This window comes from Polaromonas sp. P3_A5 (genome assembly GCF_056403055.1).
This window is the reverse complement of sequence record NZ_JBFUGF010000005.1, coordinates 43,334-59,619: the sequence shown is the minus strand read 5'-3', so window position 1 is coordinate 59,619 and position 16,286 is coordinate 43,334. Positions and strand designations below refer to the sequence as shown.

The window sequence follows — 16,286 nt, the reverse complement described above, 5'->3', positions numbered from 1 at the left end:
ATAACCCGAGGAGGACGACATGAAATTCACCCTGATCAAAACAACCACGGCCCTGGCGGCAGTGGCCGCGCTGGGCGGCTGCGCAAGCGGTGTGGGCGTGCAGCCCAACATCAAACCGGTCTGGCTGGGCGGCATCACCACGGGCGTGTATGACGGCGGCAACGACGACTTGCTGACTGCCGGCCTGGGCAAGAACGGCCTGGCCGCAACGGCGCCGCTGCCCGTCGACCCTTTGAACCCAAGCGCGGCCGAACTGCGCCGGATTGCGATTTACAACAACTACCGCGCCATCCTCGACATTTCCCCCGGCGGCGGCTACGGCACGCTGTACGGCCCCAATGTGGATGCCAAGGGCAACATCACGGCCAGTGAAGGCAAGATCGCCGGCACGGAATACATCGCCTATTCAGACGACGGCAGCGGCCGGCAGAACGTCACGATGATGGTGCAGGTGCCGGCCAGCTTCAACCCGGCAAGCCCATGCATCGTCACCGGCACCTCGAGCGGTTCGCGCGGTATCTACGGCGCCATTGGGTCGTCGGGCGAATGGGGCCTGAAAAACGGCTGCGCTGTAGCCTATACCGACAAGGGCACCGGTAGCGGCATGCACGACTTGCAGAACAACACGGTGCACCTGCAAAACGGCCTGCGCGCCGATGCAGTGGCGGCAGGCATGGCCTCCAACTTCACCGCCAACCTGACGCAGGCTGAACGCACAGCCTTCAACGCGGCCACGCCCAACCGCTTTGCCGTCAAGCATGCGCATTCGCAGCAGAACTCTGAAAAAGACTGGGGCCGCTACACGCTGCAGGCGGTGGAGTTTGCCTACTTCGTATTGAACGAGCGCTATGGCAAGCCTTCGCCGAACGGCGGCGGCCGCCTGAAGACGCTGAACCCGTCGAACACCATCGTGATCGCGTCCAGCGTGTCCAACGGCGCCGGTGCGGCACTTGCCGCGGCCGAGCAGGACACGCAGGGACTCATCAGCGGCGTGGCCGTGGGCGAGCCGCAGGTGCAGCTGGTGCCCGATGCGCGGCTGAGCGTGCGGCGCGGCAGCAGCACGCTGGCCGGCACCGGCAAGCCGCTGTATGACTACACCACGCTGGCCAACCTGCTGCAGCCTTGTGCCGCGCTGGCCTCTCCAGGCACCAACGTCTTCAACACCATCAACCCGGTCATTGCCGCGAGCCGCTGCAGTGCGCTCAAGGCCAACGGCATGGTCGCCGGCAACACCACGGCCGAGCAGGCGGGCAGCGCCATGGCCACGCTGGTGCAGGCGGGCTGGCAACCCGAGGGCAATGACCTGCAGGCATCGCACTATTCGTTTGCCACCCTGCCGGTGGCGCTGACGTATGCCAATGCTTACGGACGTGCCGGCGTGCAGGACAACCTCTGCGGCTACAGCTTTGCCGCCACGGCCCCTGCCGCTTCGCCCACACCCAACCTGCCGGTGCCTGCGCCGGCGGGCCCGCTGGCCACGTCATTCGGCACCGGCAACGGCATACCGCCCACGGTGGGCATCAACATCCTTAACAACGCCAGCCTGGGCGGCCCGATGCTGGATGCGGCTTCCATCTCTGCCGGCAACGTGCAGGACTACAACAGCGCCGGGGCCCTGTGCCTGCGCAACCTGGCCACGGGAAACACCCCCGACGCCCTGCGCGTGCGCGAAGGCATCCAGCAGGTGCTGCGCACCGCCAACCTGCAGGGCAAGCCCGCGCTGATCGTGCATGGCCGCTCTGACACGCTGGTGCCGGTGGCGTTCACCTCGCGCCCCTACTTTGGCCTGAACAAGATGGTGGAGGGTTCGCGCAGCAAGCTCTCGTACATCGAAGTCACCAACGCCCAGCACTTTGACGCCTTCCTGGGGTTTCCGGGTTACGGCCAGCGGCTGGTGCCGCTGCACCGCTATTTCATCCAGGCCATGGACATGATGTATGCCCACCTCAAAACCGGCGCACCGCTGCCGGGCAGCCAGGTGGTGCGCACTGTGCCGCGCGGCCTGAGTGGCACCACGCCCAACCCGATCACGCCCGCCAATGTGCCGCCCATCAAGCTGCAGGCGGATGCGCCGGACCGGATCACGTTCTCCAGCAATGTGGTGACGGTGGCTGATTGAGTGATGAAGGCGTACAGGCAAACAGGGACCGACATGCGTTTGGGTGCTTGGCCTACGCTGCGTTCCCGACAGCCCGGTATCTTGGTAACTGGCTGACGTGACACGACGAACGTTGGCCCGGGATACCCCTCGCGATGGCCTCGCAAGGGTCTCGCCAGGGTTTCCTGGACCTTCCCGTCGAATTCATCAGGAGTCATCATGAACAAGGATCAAGTCAAAGGCGCAGCCAAAGACGCAGTTGGCAAGGCACAGGAAGCTGCCGGCAAGCTCGTGGGCAGCAAGGACCAGCAAGCCAAGGGCTTGGTCAAACAGGTGGAAGGCTCTGTGCAGAAAAATTATGGTGATGCCAAGGAAGTCGTCAAGGACGTGACCAAGGGCAACAACCGCTTCTGAGGCTTTTGAGCCAGCATGCCCGGCTTGCCGGGCAGCATGAACAGCGGCGCATTGGCGCCGCTTTTTTATGGGTGTTTGTTTTTCAGCTTTGGTGTGGCGGGGCGGGCTGACCCGGCCAGTCACCTAGCCGGGATGCCCGTCCGCACGCGCACGCGTCAGGGCCGGCCAGTAGCTCACGGCATACAGCGCGAAGCCGGCGGACCACAGTGCGGCCGAAACCAGCACGGCGTGCAGCGTCTCGGCCGGCGCGATAAGCGGCACGAACACGCGCACCGCTGCTGAGGCGAGGACGAGCACATAGCAGGTGACTTCGGTGCGGCCCGCCTGGAGCGGCCGGCCGGTATGGCCGAGCGCGGTGCGGGTCATCATGCCGATGATGAGCCCGCCGATGGCGCCCACCGTCAATGCGTGGGTTGCCGCCGAAGGTGTGACCCAACCAGCCGCAGCCAGGCCGCGCAGCACCAGGTGCACCGGAATCCAGAAGTAGGCGGCATGCAGCACCCAGACCAGCGGTGTATGCGTGGTCTTCCATGGTTGCCACAGTGCCCAGCGCGCAAGGTGTGCGGCGGCGCAAACACCGGCGAATGCCGCCAGCGACGCGCCCTGCAGCTGCAGCGCATCGGCCAGCAGCAACGCCAGCACCGAGCCGAGCGCCGCTTTCTCGAGCCAGGGGAGGCGGGTGGCGTTGGCGCCCGGCACACCGTTGTTGGTAAACATGGGAATCACGCGGCCACCCATCACGGCCATGATGAAGAGCATGACGTCAAGCGCGGCCTGAATGCCGACCCAGCCGGGCAGCTGCATGAGCCCGAGCTGTGCAAGATGCACCGCCAGCACGGCCACCGCCATCATCAGCAGCAAGCCGATGAAAAAGTAGTTGCGGCGATTGCGCGCGGCGATGAAGGGAATTGCCAGCGCGACGGCCGCGGCCAGCGGAAACGCGACGTTGACCGCCGCCGCTGCCCAGCCGAAGGGCGTGAGCACAAGCACCCGCCCGGCAACCCAGAGCGTTGCCAGCGCGGCCAGGGGCAGGCCGGTGGGCGTGGGGCGGTTGGACCAGTTGCGCCCGGCCGTGAACAGGAAGCCCACCACCACGGCCAGCGTGAAGCCGAACAGCATTTCGTGCGCATGCCACATCGGCCCCTGCAGGTAGGGCTGGCCCAGCCAGCCGGCGAACTGCAGCGCCCACAGGCCAATCGACAGCGCAGCGAACACGCTTGCCAGCAGGTAGAAAGGCCGAAAGCCGGTTTGCCAGAGCGCGATGCCTTGCCTTTGCGCCGATGGAACAGGAGCGCTTTTGGGTGGGTTTTTAAACTGGATGGGCTGTGTCATGCGGGAATATCCGTGGGTAGCGTGGTGGGCGGCGCGCTGTTGCTGACGCGCTCCGCGACAACAGGGACTGCGCTCATGAGGCGCGCCCGGCTGGCGAAGCCGATGCCGTCTGGCTGGTGAAGAAGCTGGCGAGCGACTGACGGTTGCGAACGAGGTCTGCCAGCGTGTAGCGATCGAGCACGCCGTAAAACGCGTCGACCGCCTCGCCAAGCACGCCGCGCAGGCGGCAGATGCGGGTGATGGCGCAATGGCCGCCCGCCGCTTCAAAGCATTCGGCGGGCACGTCCGTTCCTTCGGTTGCGCGCACTACCTCGCCCACAACGATCAGCTCCGGCGATTTCGCCAGTGCCAGCCCGCCGCCCTTGCCGCGCACGTTGGCCAGCCAGCCGTTCTTGCCGAGGAAGTGCACAACCTTGGTCAGGTGGTGTTCGGACACGTCAAACGCGTTTGCAATCCCGGCGATGGTGGCGCGCCGCTCTGGCTGCGCCGCCAGGTAGATCAACACACGCAGGCTGTAGTCGGTGAAAGCCGTGAGTTTCATGGTGGCTTGCCGGGTCAGGGCTCCGCCGTTGCGGGCGCCGCGGTCATGCCGGCCGGCTGTACGGCCGGGCGGCGCAGCAGGCGCGCGGCATACCAGGCCAGGAAGCACGCACCGATGGCGAACAGGATGTCGCCGGGTACGCGCATCCAGACCAGGGTTTCCATCACGCCCGAGTGGATGATCTCGGGCGAGCGGGCGTACCACAGGCCCTTGGTGACGCTGGCCCAGGCCTGGTAGATGCCGGCAGGCAGCAGCGACAGGAAGACCATCATCGCCAGGCCGATGTTCAGGCTCCAGAAGGCGGGCTTGAGCAGGTTGTCGGCATGCAGGTGGCGCGCATACAGGCCGCGCAGGCAAAACAGCATGAGGCCGATGCCCAGCATGCCGTAGACACCGAACAGCGCGGCATGGCCGTGGGCCGCCGTCATGTTCAGCCCCTGCACGTAGTACAGCGAAGCCGGCGGATTGATGGCAAAGCCCAGCAGGCCGGCGCCCACGGTGTTCCAGAAACCGACGGCCACAAAACACATCACGGGCCATTGGTAGGTGGCGAGCCATGGCATGGCTTTGGAGCGCCGGTAAGTCTGCAGGGCTTCCAGGCCGATCAGAGTCAGCGGCACCACTTCGAGCGCCGAGAACACCGCGCCGACAGCGATAACCGAGATCGGTGTGCCGGTGAAATACAGGTGGTGCAGGGTGCCCAGGATGCCGCCGAACAGGAAGATGATGGTCTCGGCGATGATGGCGCGGTTGGCGCTTTCGGCGCGCACCAGGCCCAGCTTGGTGAAGATCAGCGCGACGACGGCGGTGGCGAACACTTCAAAGAAGCCTTCGACCCACAGGTGGACCAGCCACCAGCGCCAGTACTCGATCATCGAATAGTGGGTGTGCTGGCCCCAGGTGAGTGACGAGGCATAGAAGCCGCCTATGCACATGGCCGACAGGAACACCATGGCGATCATGCCGCGCGTTTCCGAAGGTTTGACCAGCGCCGGCCACAGCGCGCGGCCCAGCAGGAACACCCAGAACAGCAGGCCCACGAACAGCAGCAGTTGCCAGACACGGCCCATGCTGGTGAACTCCAGGCCCTGGTTGCCGATCCAGAAGCTGAAGTCGACACCGCGATGCTGCAGCGTGCCCAGCCAGCCGGTAGCCGTGGAGCCGACCACGATGGCGATCAACGCCCAGAACAGCACGTCAACACCGAGCTTTTGCAGCTTGGGTTCACGGCCCGACAGCAGCGGCGCGATGTAAAGGCCCGTGGCCAGCCAGGCGGTGGCGATCCAGAAGATGCCCACTTGCGTGTGCACCGTGCGGCTGATCACATAGGGCAGCACCTGCGCAAGCGGCAGGCCGAAGAAGGATGACCCCTCAACTGCGTAATGCGCGGTGATCACGCCCATGCCGATCTGCAGCAGCATCAGGCCGATCACGGCAAAGAAGTACTTGCGCGTGGCCTTCATCGAAGGTGTGGCAACGGCGCCCAGCAAAGGGTCGGCCTTGGGTGGCTGCGCTTCGGGCCCGTGCCGCTGGCTTCCGTGCAGCCACAGCATGGCGGCGATGCAGGCCAGCAGCAGGACGATGCTGACCATCGACCAGATGGCGGCCGAGTTGGTCATGGTGTTGCCCACCAGCGGTTCATGCGGCCAGTTGCTGGTGTACGAAAGGTTTTCTTCTCCCGGGCGGTCGGTGACGGCGGCCCAGGACGTCCAGAAGAAGAATGCCGCGAGCGCCTGGCGGTCGGCCGCGTCGGGCAGCGCGCCTTCGCTCATGGCGTATTGCTCGCGCAAGGCATCCAGGCTGGCGTCGTGGCCGAACAGGCCTTCGTAGTGGCGCGCCACCTCGCGGATGGCTTGCGCCCGCGCGGGTGTGACGGTGACGGCGCCGCTGGCCGCGTCGTAGGTGTTGCGGCGCATTTCTTCCTTGAGCGCCGCTGCGACTGCGCCGCGGTCTGAGGCCGTGAGCGCGGCGGGCGCCTTGTGGAGCTCCTGCGTGCGCAGGGCCTGCAGGGCCAGCGCTTCCCGATGCAGCCAGTCGGCAGACCAGTCCGGCGCCACATAAGCGCCGTGGCCCCAGACACTGCCTTGCTGCTGGCCGCCGCTGGCCAGCCAGGCGCGCTGCCCTCTTTGCACCTGCTCGCCCGTGAAAAGCACGTCGCCTGTGGTGCTGACGACGGCGTTGGGGATGGGCGGCGCGGTCAGGTAGATCTGCCAGCCGAGGTAGCCGAGCGCCCCGAAGGACAGGACGAATACGAAGCCGAGCCAGCGCCACAGCATGTTGTTGCTTTTCATCGGGTTTCCTTGGAAGTCGTGAGTGGGGATGTGTGGAAATCAGCCGCCGCCACAGGCGCCGCAGCATTGCTTGCTGCCCTGCGCAGGCGCAAGCCGGGTGACGGCAACGCGCCAGGTGTCGGGCCCTTGCTCCAGGTAGTCCCAGGAGAATCGGCCGGGCAGATCCACCATGAACCGGGCATGCAGGGGCTTCGGGTTGTGGTCGTTGATCAACTCCATGGCCTGGCCGGTGCCGAGTTGGCCGAATGTCGAGAAGACCAGCGGATGGCGCTCGCTGGGCGCGAGCTCGCGGAGATCGACCCTGGTGTGGGAAGCGGTGTGTGTCATGGGGACTCTTTCAAAGGAATCGCGAATGGTCTTCATAAGATGCATTCGAGATACACCTATGGTTAGCCATCGGTCCCTGGGCGCTGTTGATCCAGATCAAACGGAGCCGCGGTAGGCAGCACTTTTCTGGTTTTGGCGCGGAAGCCGGCGTGGAGTGCGGGCGCGGCGATGCCGCGTGCCCAGGCGGCCGCTTATAAGCACCGCATGAAGGCGTTCACATCAGGGCTTGCCGGCAGCGAGAGTCGCGGCATGGCGCCGCTTTTCGCTTTTGTGTGTGGGCTTGTTTTAGCGGGCGCCTGAGCAGAACGCCTGCCGCTTGAACGTGGGGATTACTGGGGCAGCAGCGGGGCCGTGCCGCCCAGGCTGGCTGCATGGGCCTGGCAATAGAGCACCAGCTTTTCCACGTCTTCCGACTTGTTGAACACCTCGTCGGCGCCGAGCTCGCGGCAGTAGTGCAGGATGTTTTCCTGGTTGTGGCTGGTCAGCACCACGACCTTCTGGCGGGAGCTGCGGTGCTGGCAGTCTTTCAGCACGCCAAAGCCGGAGCCTTCGGCGAGAAAGAGGTCGACGATTGCAAGGTCCCAGTCATCATGGTGGGAACCCAGCCACTGGCGGGCGCTGGACTCGGAATCGGCGTGGCCAACGAAACGCAGGGGTGCGATTTCTTCCATGGCCTCAACCAGTGTTTTGCGTATGTCCGGCTTGTCTTCGACAAGAAACGCGTTGATGACCATGGGTACCTCTGAAGTTAATCCATGAAGTTAGCGATCATCCTGCGCCGGGGCTGTGGTCGTGCATCACCGGGGGATGTAGGCTCAATCCCACTGTAATTCAGCGGGTCCCCCGGAGCGGTAACGGTACGTAACGCTAACGGCTTAATCGCCGAACGGTCACGCAGCGCAGATTAATGGTGATGGCCGTGTTCGCCGTGCACATGGCGGTGGGCAATTTCTTCCTCCGAAGCGGCGCGCACGTCGGTCACTTTCAGGGTGAAACGCAGGGCCTTGCCGGCCAGCGGGTGGTTGCCGTCCAGCAGGACGGTGTCGCCCTTGATCTTGGTGACGTTGAAGACATGCTCGCGGCCGTCGTCGCCCCGGCCTTCGAGCTGGCCGCCCACTTTGACCCCGGGCGGAAACTGTGTGCGGGGGATGGTGCGCACCAGGCTTTCGTCGCGCAGGCCGAAGGCGTCCGCCGGCTCCAGCGCCAGCACGGTCTGGAAGCCCTTTTCCTGGCCGTCCAGCGCTTCTTCGATCTTGGGCAGGGTGTTGCCGTAGCCGCCGTGCAGGTAAACCATGGGGGCGCTGCTTTGCTCGACCAGCTTGCCCTGGGCGTCTGCCACCTTGTAGCTAAGGGTAACGGCGGTGTTTTTTCCGATTTTCATGGTGTTTTTCCAGATCTCTGGTGCGTGAAAAACGCTGATTCTCGCCGACTCGGGCCAAAATTGTCCGGACGGCCGGAACAGGGAGGCTGTTGTCGCGGGGCCGGCCGGCTGATGTTGAAAGCGGGCGTGGAGGCCCCAGATGCGGTTTTCTCCGTCCTTTCCGCCAGCTTTTGCCTGTTTTTTTGATCACGACGCTCAGCCATGAACCCCATCGACACCGAAACCATTGAACTGCTTCCAGCCACCGCTGTACCGCGGCAGCTGTTTGTGCTGCTGCACGACGCGGGCGGCACGGCCGCCGACATGCTGGAGCTGGGCAACCTGCTGGGCGGCGCGTTTCCCGAGGCGGCGGTGCTGATCCCGGAAGGCCTTTCGGGCCCGCATGCCGATGCGGCAGGCGCTACCGCGGCGGGCAAAGACGACGCCGCTGCGCTGGCGGCGCGCGTGGAGGTTCTGGCGGCCTTTGTGCGTGCGCAGCAGCAGCGCTTTGAGATCCTGCAGTCGGACACCGCGCTGGCCGGCTTTGGCGCCGGTGCGAGCCTGGCGCTGGCCCTGAGTGATGCGCACGACGGCCTGGCCGGCCGCCTGCTGGCTTTCGGCGGCGGCTACCAGATCTGGCCGGCGAAAGCACCCGCGCTGACCACCCTGCACCTGCTGCACGGGCAAAACGACGATGTGGTGCCGCTGGCACGCACGCGTGGCGACTTCGACCACCTGATGGAACTGGGCGCCGACGCCACCCTGGACGTGGCCGCCAGGCTGGGCCACGAACTGCACCCCGCGCTGATGGACCAGGCCGTGACGCGCCTGCAGACCTGTGTGCCGCTGCGGCACTGGAAAGCAGTTTAGCGAATCACCCCTGTCCAAGCTCACAGCGTGTAGCTTGTTCCCCCCTCGAGGGGGCGGCGCCTGCGGCCCGGCAAAGCCGGTTCCGCGGCCCCTGCTGGCTTGGTAGTGGGTGCGACGGCTCAGGCGGAATTTGTCAAGAAAATAGTGTTGAGAGCCAAGCGGAACGAGCGCAAGCAGCTCCTAAATCAATAGCAACTGGGTGCGCACCGGATACGGAACCTTCGACAGGCTCGGGATGATCGGATATGAAGCGTGTAACCGCGGCGAGCTCTTAAGCCAGCATGAGCCGCGGAACCGGCTTTGCCGGGCCGCAGGCGGGCGGCCCCCTCGGGGGGCAGGGAGCTACACGAAGTGAGCGACCGTGGGGGTCTTATCTAGCAAGCCCGTAAGGGCTTGCCCGCCAACTGCGGCTTGAGCAACTCCAGTTTGGCCATGAGCGGCGCATCGACGGCCGGGAGTCTGAGCAGCTGGCCGCGTATTTCAGGCTGCTCCTGCACCACCTTGGCGGTGCGTACGCCGCGCGTGGCGACCTTGGCCAGTTCACGCTCGGCATCGGCCTGGGAGCTGAAGTGGCCGAGCGAGAGGCCCGGTCCCAGCGAGGAGTTGACGAGGGGCTCAAACGACACGCCCATGCCGCGCAGCTCGCTGCGCTTTTTGGCCAGCGCGTCCTCGTTGGTGTATTTGCCCATGTAGACGATCCAGCGGCCCGGCTCCGAGCTGTTCTCGAGTGACCAGCTGCCGATGGGCAGGCCGGCCTCCAGTCCGAAGCGCAGGGCGATGGTTTGCTCGGGGGTGAAAAGGCCGGCTTGCAGGCATTCAGGGGCGGGCGGCGGCGCTGCAGCGGTGGTGCTTTCCAGCTGGCCGGCATCGGTGGCGCTCAGAAGGCGCATCGCCTTGGGCCGGATCTGCTGCGCCAGGCGCTGGGGTTCGGCCTGCACGACGGGTGCAAAACCGTAGTCGGCCAACAGGCCTTGCGTCCAGGCGAAGTAGCCTGCGTTGGCCAGGACCAGCGCCAGCACCAGCAGCCTCAGCATGGGCGCGCATCCTTGGGAGGTTGCGCCGCCACAGGCCGTACGCTGACTTCGGAGCTGGTGATTTGTTTCATGCCAGCCGCAGTATGCACCAGCAGCGCGCCGTTTTCGCCCACGCCGTGGGCTGTGCCTTCCAGGCCGTTCTGGCCGTCGGACAGCTGCACGGCCCGGCCTGCCAGAACGTCGCGTGCCGCAAAACGCGCCTGGAAAGGCGCAAAGCCAAAGCGCTCAAATGCCTGCATCGCCTGCACCAGCGGCGGCACGATGCGCAGCAAGGTGGCGGGTGCGTCCAGCGCCGGCAGCAGCGTCTGCAAGCCGCCCGGCGGAATGCCGGGCATGGCGGGTGCGGCAGCCGCAACGGGGATTTCCACCGCGCGGATGTTGATGCCGATGCCGACCACCACGTAACGGATGCCTTCCCAGCTGGCGGTTTCCACCAGGATGCCGGCAAGCTTGCGGTCGCCTTCGGGGGTGGACAGCCAGAGGTCGTTGGGCCATTTCAGGCCGATGCGGGGTTTGGCGGCTTGGCCGGAGGCGCTGCCGGCGAGCGGCTCGAGACTTTCGGCCACGCTGATGCCGGCCACCAGGGAGAGGCCGGACCAGTCGACGGGCGCCAGCGGCAGGCCCAGCGAAAACGTGAGGCTGTCGCCGCGGCGGCTTTGCCACTGGCGGCCCAGCCGGCCGCGCCCGGCGGTTTGCTGTTCGGCCACCAGCAGCAGGGGCTCGGGCCGGGGGGCGATGCCGGGGCTGCCGCCGTTACCGGAGGGGCTGCCGCGAAAACGCCGCATCAGCTCGGTGTTGCTCGAATCAATCTCGGGCAGGACTTCCACCGTGAACCCCGGCAAGGACGGCGCCAGGGCCTCCCAGAGAGCTTCGGCGGGCCAGCGGATGGGGGATGTAAGGGGAGTGCTCATGAGAAGGTTGCAGCCGATTGCGCCGGCGGCATGGCCTGTGAAGCGGGTTGAGCGCCTGCTCAGTCCTTCTTTTTCTTTTTGGGTTTCTTGCCGGCCTTTTTATCGGCTGCCTTTTTGTCAGCCTTGGCTTCAGCCTTTTTGTCGGCTTTTTTGTCGGACTTCTTTTTGTCCTTGTTCTTGTTCTTTTTCTTGCCTTCGTCGTCCTTGGGCGCCAGCAGGGTGCCTCGGCAGTTTTTGGCGCCGCACCAGCAGGGGTATTCGGCCAGCAGCTTCTTGGTGTAAGGCGCGTCGATGATCAGGCCGTAGTCATAGAACAGCTCTTCGCCGGCCTTGATGTTGCGCAGCGCCTTGATGAAGACGCGGCCGCCTTCTTCGTCGGCTTCGCAGTTGGGCTTGCAGCTGTGGTTGATCCAGCGTGAGGAATTGCCGCCGTGCTTGGCGTCGATCACATGCTCTTCGTCGATGTGGAAGTAGAACGTGTGGTTGGGGTCCTTCGGGTCGTGTGGGTGACGGCGCAGCGCCTCTTTCCAGTTGATGATTTCGCCGACGTATTCGATCAGCGTTTCACCTTCGGCCAGGTCCTGCACGGCGAACACACCCTTGCCGTGGACGCCGGAACGCCGCGTCTGGATGCGGCGTCCGTCGGCAGCCGGAGCCGCGGGTTTGGAAGGAGATGCGGGGACCGCGGAAGCCTGGGTTTTTGACACGACGTATTTTTTTGGTATGGTTAATTCATGCATGTGCGCGTGCGTGCGCATGCGTGCGCACCCGCGCGCGTACATGCGCGAGAGCCGCTATTGTAGTGATGCGCCCAAGGAGTCCCCGTGTTCAACCGCAGAAACCTGATGCAGACCGCCGCTGCCCTTGCCTTGCCGACCGCGGCGGGGCTGGGCCTGCCGGCGTGGGCCAAAGGCGGGGAAAGCCCCTTGCCGAAGGCCGGCAGCACCCTGCCTTTGCCGGCCGTCACGCTGCTGGACGGCAGCGCCTGGAAGCCTGCCGAGGTGGCCGGGAAGACGCTTGTGGTGTACTGGTGGGCCAGCTGGTGCCCTTTTTGTGCGGTGCAGTCGCCCCATATAGAAGCTTTGTGGCGGGCCCAGAAGGCCAGCGGGCTGGAGGTGCTGGCCCTGTCGATTGACAAGCAGCCGGCGGCCGCAGCTGCCTATATGAAGACCAAGGGCTACAGCTTTCCCGCCGGGATGCTGACCCCCGAGGTTGCCAAATTCCTGCCCAAGCCGGTGGGCCTGCCCGTGGTGGTGGTGCTCAAGGTGGCGGCGAACGGACGTGAAGGCAAAGTCGTATTTGCCGAAAGCGGGGAAATGTTCCCCGAAGATGTAGAAGGTTTGAAGAAGTACTTATGAAAACTCTGGTGATTGCAGAAAAACCCTCGGTCGCACAAGACATTGTGCGGGCGATCATGCCTACGGCTGGCAAGTTCGAAAAGCACGACGAGTACTTTGAAAGCGACGAGTGGCTGGTCACCTCGGCCGTGGGCCACCTGGTCGAGATCCAGGCGCCGGAAGAGTTTGACGTCAAGCGCGGCAAGTGGAGCTTTGCCAACCTGCCCGTCATTCCGCCCTACTTTGACCTGAAGCCCATGGACAAGACGAAGACGCGGCTCAACGCGATCGTCAAGCTGACCAAACGCAAGGATGTGAACGCCCTCGTCAATGCCTGTGACGCGGGCCGCGAAGGTGAGCTGATCTTCCGGCTGATCCAGCAATACGCCAACAGCAAGCACCCGGTGAAGCGGCTGTGGCTGCAGTCCATGACACCGGCAGCCATCCGCGACGGCTTTGAGAGCCTGCGCACTGAAAAGCAGATGCAGGGCCTGGCCGATGCGGCGCGCTCACGCTCGGAAGCCGACTGGATGGTCGGCATCAACGGCACGCGCGCCATGACGGCCTTCAACTCGCGTGACGGCGGTTTCTTTTTGACCACCGTGGGCCGCGTGCAGACGCCGACGCTGTCGGTGGTGGTGGAGCGCGAGGAAAAAATCCGCAAGTTCGTGAGCCGTGACTACTGGGAAATCCACGCGACTTTTCTGGCCGAGGCCGGCGAATACCCCGCCAAGTGGTTTGACCCGAAGTGGAAAAAAGCCGCGGCCAATGCCGACAACACGGAGCCCGACGCCGAACTGAAAGCTGACCGGGTCTGGTCCGAGCGCGAAGCCATGGCGATTGCAGAAGCCGTGCGCGGCAAGTCCGCCACGGTGACGGAAGAAAGCAAGCCCACCACGCAGGCCGCCGGCCTGCTGTTTGATTTGACCTCCTTGCAGCGCGAGGCCAACGGCAAGTTCGGCTTTTCAGCCAAGACGACGCTGTCGATTGCGCAAAGCCTTTATGAACGCCACAAGGCCCTGACCTATCCGCGTACCGATTCACGCGCGCTGCCGGAAGACTATTTGCCGGTGGTCAAAAAGACCTTTGAAATGCTGGAAAGCAGCGGCATGAAGCACTTGGCGCCGCATGCGGCCACGGCCATCAAGGGCAATTACATCAAGCCCAGCAAGCGCATTTTCGACAATGCCAAGGTGAGCGACCACTTCGCCATTATCCCAACACTGCAGGCGCCCAGTGGCCTGAGCGAAGCCGAGCAAAAGCTGTATGACCTGGTGGTGCGCCGCTTCATGGCGGTGTTTTTCCCGAGCGCCGAATACCTGGTCACCACGCGTATTTCCCAGTCGGTCGGCCACAGCTTCAAGACCGAGGGCAAGGTACTGGTCAAGCCGGGCTGGCTGGCGATTTACGGCAAGGAAGCCGCCGATGAAGTGGCCGACGCCAAGGACGGCGACAAGGGCCAGAGCCTGGTGCCGGTCAAGCCGGGTGAAATGGTGCGCGCCGAAGTGGTCGAAGCCAAGGGCCTGAAGACCCGCCCGCCCGCCCGCTATTCAGAAGCCACCCTGCTGGGCGCGATGGAAGGCGCCGGCAAGACGATTGACGACGACGAGTTGCGCGAAGCCATGCAGGAAAAAGGCCTGGGCACGCCGGCGACGCGCGCCGCCACGATTGAAGGGCTGATTGCCGAAAAATACATGCTGCGCGAAGGCCGCGAGCTGATCCCCACGGCCAAGGCCTTCCAGCTCATGACGCTGCTGCGCGGACTGGACGTGCAGGAGCTTTCAAAGGCCGAGCTCACCGGCGAGTGGGAGTTCAAGCTGGCGCAGATGGAGCACGGCAAGTTGAGCCGCGAAACCTTCATGGCCGAGATCGCCACCATGACCGAGCGCATGGTGGCCAAGGCCAAGGGCTACGACAAGGACACGATTCCCGGCGACTACGCCACGCTCTCGGCGCCCTGCCCCAACTGCGGCGGTGTCATGAAGGAAAACTACCGGCGCTACACCTGCACCGGCAAGAACGGCGACGACGGCTGTGGTTTCAGCTTCGGCAAAACGCCGGCGGGCCGCACCTTTGAAGTGGCAGAGGTTGAACAGTTCCTGCGCGACAAGAAGATCGGCCCGCTGGACGGCTTCCGTTCCAAGGCCGGATGGCCTTTCACCGCCGAGATGGTGATCAAGTTCGACGAGGAAACCAAGAACTACAAGCTGGAGTTTGATTTCGGCGACGACAAGAATGCCGAGACCGGCGAGATCGTCGACTTTGGCGACCAGCAGTCGCTGGGCCCCTGCCCGCGCTGCGCCGCGCGGGTGTTCGAACTCGGTAAAAACTACGTTTGCGAAAAGTCGGTGCCCACGCTGGCCCAGCCCACGCCCAGCTGCACCTTCAAGACCGGCCAGGTGATCCTGCAGCAGCCGATTGAGCGCGAGCAGATGCACAAGCTGCTGGAAACCGGCAAGACCGATCTGCTCGACAAGTTCGTTTCGATGCGCACGCGCCGCCCCTTCAAGGCCATGCTGGCCTGGGACAAGGAGGCCGACAAGGTGAACTTCGAGTTTGCCCCGTCCAAGTTTCCGCCGCGCAAACCGGCGGCCGCCAAGACCGGGACGGTGAAGACGCCTTTCGGAAAAACCGTCGCCGCGAAAACGGCAAAAGCACCGGCGGCCAAAAAAGTCGCCGCCAAGAAAACGCCCGCCGCCAAAACCGCCAAGCCCAAGACGCCCCGCGTCGCCAAGCCGGGTGCAGGCCTCAAGCCCAGCGACGCACTGGCTGCGGTGATTGGCGCCGAACCGGTGGCACGCACCCAGGTCATCAAAAAGCTCTGGGACTACATCAAGGCCGAAGGCCTGCAGGACGCGGCCAACAAGCGCGCCATCAACGCCGACGCGAAGCTGCTGCCCGTGTTCGGCAAGCCGCAGGTGACGATGTTTGAGCTGGCCGGGATTGTCGGCAAGCACCTGAGCGCGGAATAAGCAGGCAGGTGCGGGCGTAACCGCTATTGTTTTAATAGCTGCCAGCGCTCGTCCTGATTGCCTTGCAGGCCATTTTTATACTCAAATGAGGCGGATGCAGCCCTCTCCGGGGCTGTTTCAGCTGCGCAGGTCGGGTTGCTCAGTGCAACTGCAGCGCGGGCCAGCCGCGCTCAGTCCCAATCGCTGCCAGCGTCGCATCGGCATTCACAGTCACCGGGTGTTTCACGGCTTCCAGCAGCGGCAGGTCGTTGATGGAATCGCTGTAGGCGGTGGTTTTGCAATCCTTGAAGCGCAGGCCGCGTGCGGTGAGCCAGGCATGCAGGCGCTCGACCTTGCCTTCGCGCATGTTCAGCACGCCGGTGGTGCTGCCGGTGAAACGGCTGCCCTGCATCTCGGGCTCGGTGGCAATCAGGTGCTCGATGTCGAAGTAGATGGCCGTGAGCTCGGTGATGAAGCGGTTGGTGGCCGTCGTCATGACCACCAGGTCGCCGGCTTCCAGGTGCTTGTCGACCAGCGCGATCGCGGCTGGCGTGATGCGCGGCACGACCCATTTGGCCAAAAACTCCTGCCGCATGGGCTCCCACTCCTGGGCGGTGCGACCTGCCAGGGTGCCCACATAAAAATCGGCAAACTCCTTCAGGCCCACGGTGCCCGCCTTGTAGCGCGCTGCCATGTCGGCGTTGCGTGCGGTGAATTCCGTCCTGCCCAGGTAACCCTTCTCGATCAGGAAATCGCACCACAGCACATCGCTGTCACCGTTGAGCACGGTGTGGTCCAGGTCGAAGAGGGTGAGCTTCAT

At 64.5% G+C, this 16,286-nt stretch carries 15 protein-coding genes; 5 read left to right on the top strand and 10 right to left on the bottom strand.

Annotated features, from left to right (window positions below; all coding sequences use genetic code 11):
• The first annotated feature begins 19 nt into the window (after positions 1-19).
• Together AC1DU8_RS22425 and AC1DU8_RS22420 are read left to right on the top strand one after the other, a co-directional pair.
• Positions 20-2,119, top strand: a complete 2,100-nt coding sequence (locus AC1DU8_RS22425) for a D-(-)-3-hydroxybutyrate oligomer hydrolase (protein WP_477727257.1) — start codon at positions 20-22, stop codon at positions 2,117-2,119.
• Between the two features lie 198 nt (positions 2,120-2,317).
• A complete protein-coding gene (locus AC1DU8_RS22420; protein ID WP_457282032.1) occupies positions 2,318-2,512 on the top strand; it encodes a CsbD family protein in 195 nt (64 codons plus the stop codon).
• 123 nt (positions 2,513-2,635) lie between these two features.
• On the opposite strand, the gene AC1DU8_RS22415 is transcribed toward AC1DU8_RS22420, so the two are convergent.
• The 6 genes from AC1DU8_RS22415 to AC1DU8_RS22390 form a co-directional block, all read right to left on the bottom strand.
• Positions 2,636-3,844, bottom strand: a complete 1,209-nt coding sequence (locus tag AC1DU8_RS22415; RefSeq protein WP_477727256.1) for an NnrS family protein — start codon at positions 3,842-3,844, stop codon at positions 2,636-2,638.
• 73 nt (positions 3,845-3,917) lie between these two features.
• Positions 3,918-4,385 (bottom strand): RrF2 family transcriptional regulator, encoded by a 468-nt coding sequence (locus tag AC1DU8_RS22410; protein WP_457282034.1) that lies wholly within the window; start codon positions 4,383-4,385, stop codon positions 3,918-3,920.
• A gap of 14 nt (positions 4,386-4,399) precedes the next feature.
• Positions 4,400-6,676: a nitric-oxide reductase large subunit gene (locus tag AC1DU8_RS22405; RefSeq protein ID WP_477727255.1), complete on the bottom strand. Its 2,277-nt coding sequence runs from the start codon at positions 6,674-6,676 to the stop codon at positions 4,400-4,402.
• 39 nt (positions 6,677-6,715) lie between these two features.
• Entirely contained in the window at positions 6,716-7,003 is a 288-nt protein-coding gene (locus tag AC1DU8_RS22400; RefSeq protein ID WP_477727254.1) for a DUF2249 domain-containing protein, read from the bottom strand.
• Positions 7,004-7,332: 329 nt separating this feature from the next.
• Complete coding sequence (locus AC1DU8_RS22395) at positions 7,333-7,737, bottom strand: response regulator (protein ID WP_477667711.1); 405 nt, start codon at positions 7,735-7,737, stop codon at positions 7,333-7,335.
• Positions 7,738-7,907: 170 nt separating this feature from the next.
• On the bottom strand, positions 7,908-8,384 hold the full coding sequence (locus AC1DU8_RS22390; RefSeq protein ID WP_457282038.1) for an FKBP-type peptidyl-prolyl cis-trans isomerase: 477 nt from the start codon (positions 8,382-8,384) through the stop codon (positions 7,908-7,910).
• A gap of 201 nt (positions 8,385-8,585) precedes the next feature.
• Here AC1DU8_RS22390 and ypfH point away from each other — a divergent pair, with 201 nt between their 5' ends.
• Positions 8,586-9,233 (top strand): esterase, encoded by a 648-nt coding sequence (ypfH, locus tag AC1DU8_RS22385; RefSeq protein WP_457282039.1) that lies wholly within the window; start codon positions 8,586-8,588, stop codon positions 9,231-9,233.
• Positions 9,234-9,607: 374 nt separating this feature from the next.
• On the opposite strand, the gene AC1DU8_RS22380 is transcribed toward ypfH, so the two are convergent.
• Genes AC1DU8_RS22380 through AC1DU8_RS22370 form a run of 3 tightly spaced genes read right to left on the bottom strand, consistent with a single transcriptional unit; the run spans position 9,608 to position 11,918 of the window.
• On the bottom strand, positions 9,608-10,267 hold the full coding sequence (locus AC1DU8_RS22380) for an SPOR domain-containing protein (RefSeq protein ID WP_457282040.1): 660 nt from the start codon (positions 10,265-10,267) through the stop codon (positions 9,608-9,610).
• Complete coding sequence (locus tag AC1DU8_RS22375; protein WP_477727253.1) at positions 10,261-11,178, bottom strand: biotin--[acetyl-CoA-carboxylase] ligase; 918 nt, start codon at positions 11,176-11,178, stop codon at positions 10,261-10,263. The genes AC1DU8_RS22380 and AC1DU8_RS22375 overlap by 7 nt, the downstream gene beginning before the upstream one ends.
• Before the next feature lie 59 nt (positions 11,179-11,237).
• Positions 11,238-11,918 (bottom strand): SET domain-containing protein, encoded by a 681-nt coding sequence (locus tag AC1DU8_RS22370; protein ID WP_477689785.1) that lies wholly within the window; start codon positions 11,916-11,918, stop codon positions 11,238-11,240.
• Positions 11,919-12,002: 84 nt separating this feature from the next.
• Between AC1DU8_RS22370 and AC1DU8_RS22365 the strand changes: the two genes are divergently transcribed.
• Entirely contained in the window at positions 12,003-12,536 is a 534-nt protein-coding gene (locus AC1DU8_RS22365) for a TlpA family protein disulfide reductase (protein WP_477727252.1), read from the top strand.
• Positions 12,533-15,487, top strand: coding sequence for a DNA topoisomerase III (locus AC1DU8_RS22360; protein ID WP_477727251.1), 2,955 nt, complete (start codon positions 12,533-12,535; stop codon positions 15,485-15,487). Before AC1DU8_RS22365 ends, AC1DU8_RS22360 begins: the two co-directional genes overlap by 4 nt.
• A gap of 139 nt (positions 15,488-15,626) precedes the next feature.
• Here AC1DU8_RS22360 and AC1DU8_RS22355 read toward each other — a convergent pair whose 3' ends face one another.
• Entirely contained in the window at positions 15,627-16,286 is a 660-nt protein-coding gene (locus tag AC1DU8_RS22355; RefSeq protein WP_457282045.1) for an HAD family hydrolase, read from the bottom strand.

Coding starts and splice junctions, on each gene's coding strand:
- AC1DU8_RS22425 (WP_477727257.1), top strand. CDS start 20: ATGAAATTCACCCTGATCAAAACAACCACGGCCCTGGCGGCAGTGGCC.
- AC1DU8_RS22420 (WP_457282032.1), top strand. CDS start 2,318: ATGAACAAGGATCAAGTCAAAGGCGCAGCCAAAGACGCAGTTGGCAAG.
- AC1DU8_RS22415 (WP_477727256.1), bottom strand. CDS start 3,844: ATGACACAGCCCATCCAGTTTAAAAACCCACCCAAAAGCGCTCCTGTT.
- AC1DU8_RS22410 (WP_457282034.1), bottom strand. CDS start 4,385: ATGAAACTCACGGCTTTCACCGACTACAGCCTGCGTGTGTTGATCTAC.
- AC1DU8_RS22405 (WP_477727255.1), bottom strand. CDS start 6,676: ATGAAAAGCAACAACATGCTGTGGCGCTGGCTCGGCTTCGTATTCGTC.
- AC1DU8_RS22400 (WP_477727254.1), bottom strand. CDS start 7,003: ATGACACACACCGCTTCCCACACCAGGGTCGATCTCCGCGAGCTCGCG.
- AC1DU8_RS22395 (WP_477667711.1), bottom strand. CDS start 7,737: ATGGTCATCAACGCGTTTCTTGTCGAAGACAAGCCGGACATACGCAAA.
- AC1DU8_RS22390 (WP_457282038.1), bottom strand. CDS start 8,384: ATGAAAATCGGAAAAAACACCGCCGTTACCCTTAGCTACAAGGTGGCA.
- ypfH (WP_457282039.1), top strand. CDS start 8,586: ATGAACCCCATCGACACCGAAACCATTGAACTGCTTCCAGCCACCGCT.
- AC1DU8_RS22380 (WP_457282040.1), bottom strand. CDS start 10,267: ATGCTGAGGCTGCTGGTGCTGGCGCTGGTCCTGGCCAACGCAGGCTAC.
- AC1DU8_RS22375 (WP_477727253.1), bottom strand. CDS start 11,178: ATGAGCACTCCCCTTACATCCCCCATCCGCTGGCCCGCCGAAGCTCTC.
- AC1DU8_RS22370 (WP_477689785.1), bottom strand. CDS start 11,918: ATGCATGAATTAACCATACCAAAAAAATACGTCGTGTCAAAAACCCAG.
- AC1DU8_RS22360 (WP_477727251.1), top strand. CDS start 12,533: ATGAAAACTCTGGTGATTGCAGAAAAACCCTCGGTCGCACAAGACATT.
- AC1DU8_RS22355 (WP_457282045.1), bottom strand. CDS start 16,286: ATGAAGCTCACCCTCTTCGACCTGGACCACACCGTGCTCAACGGTGAC.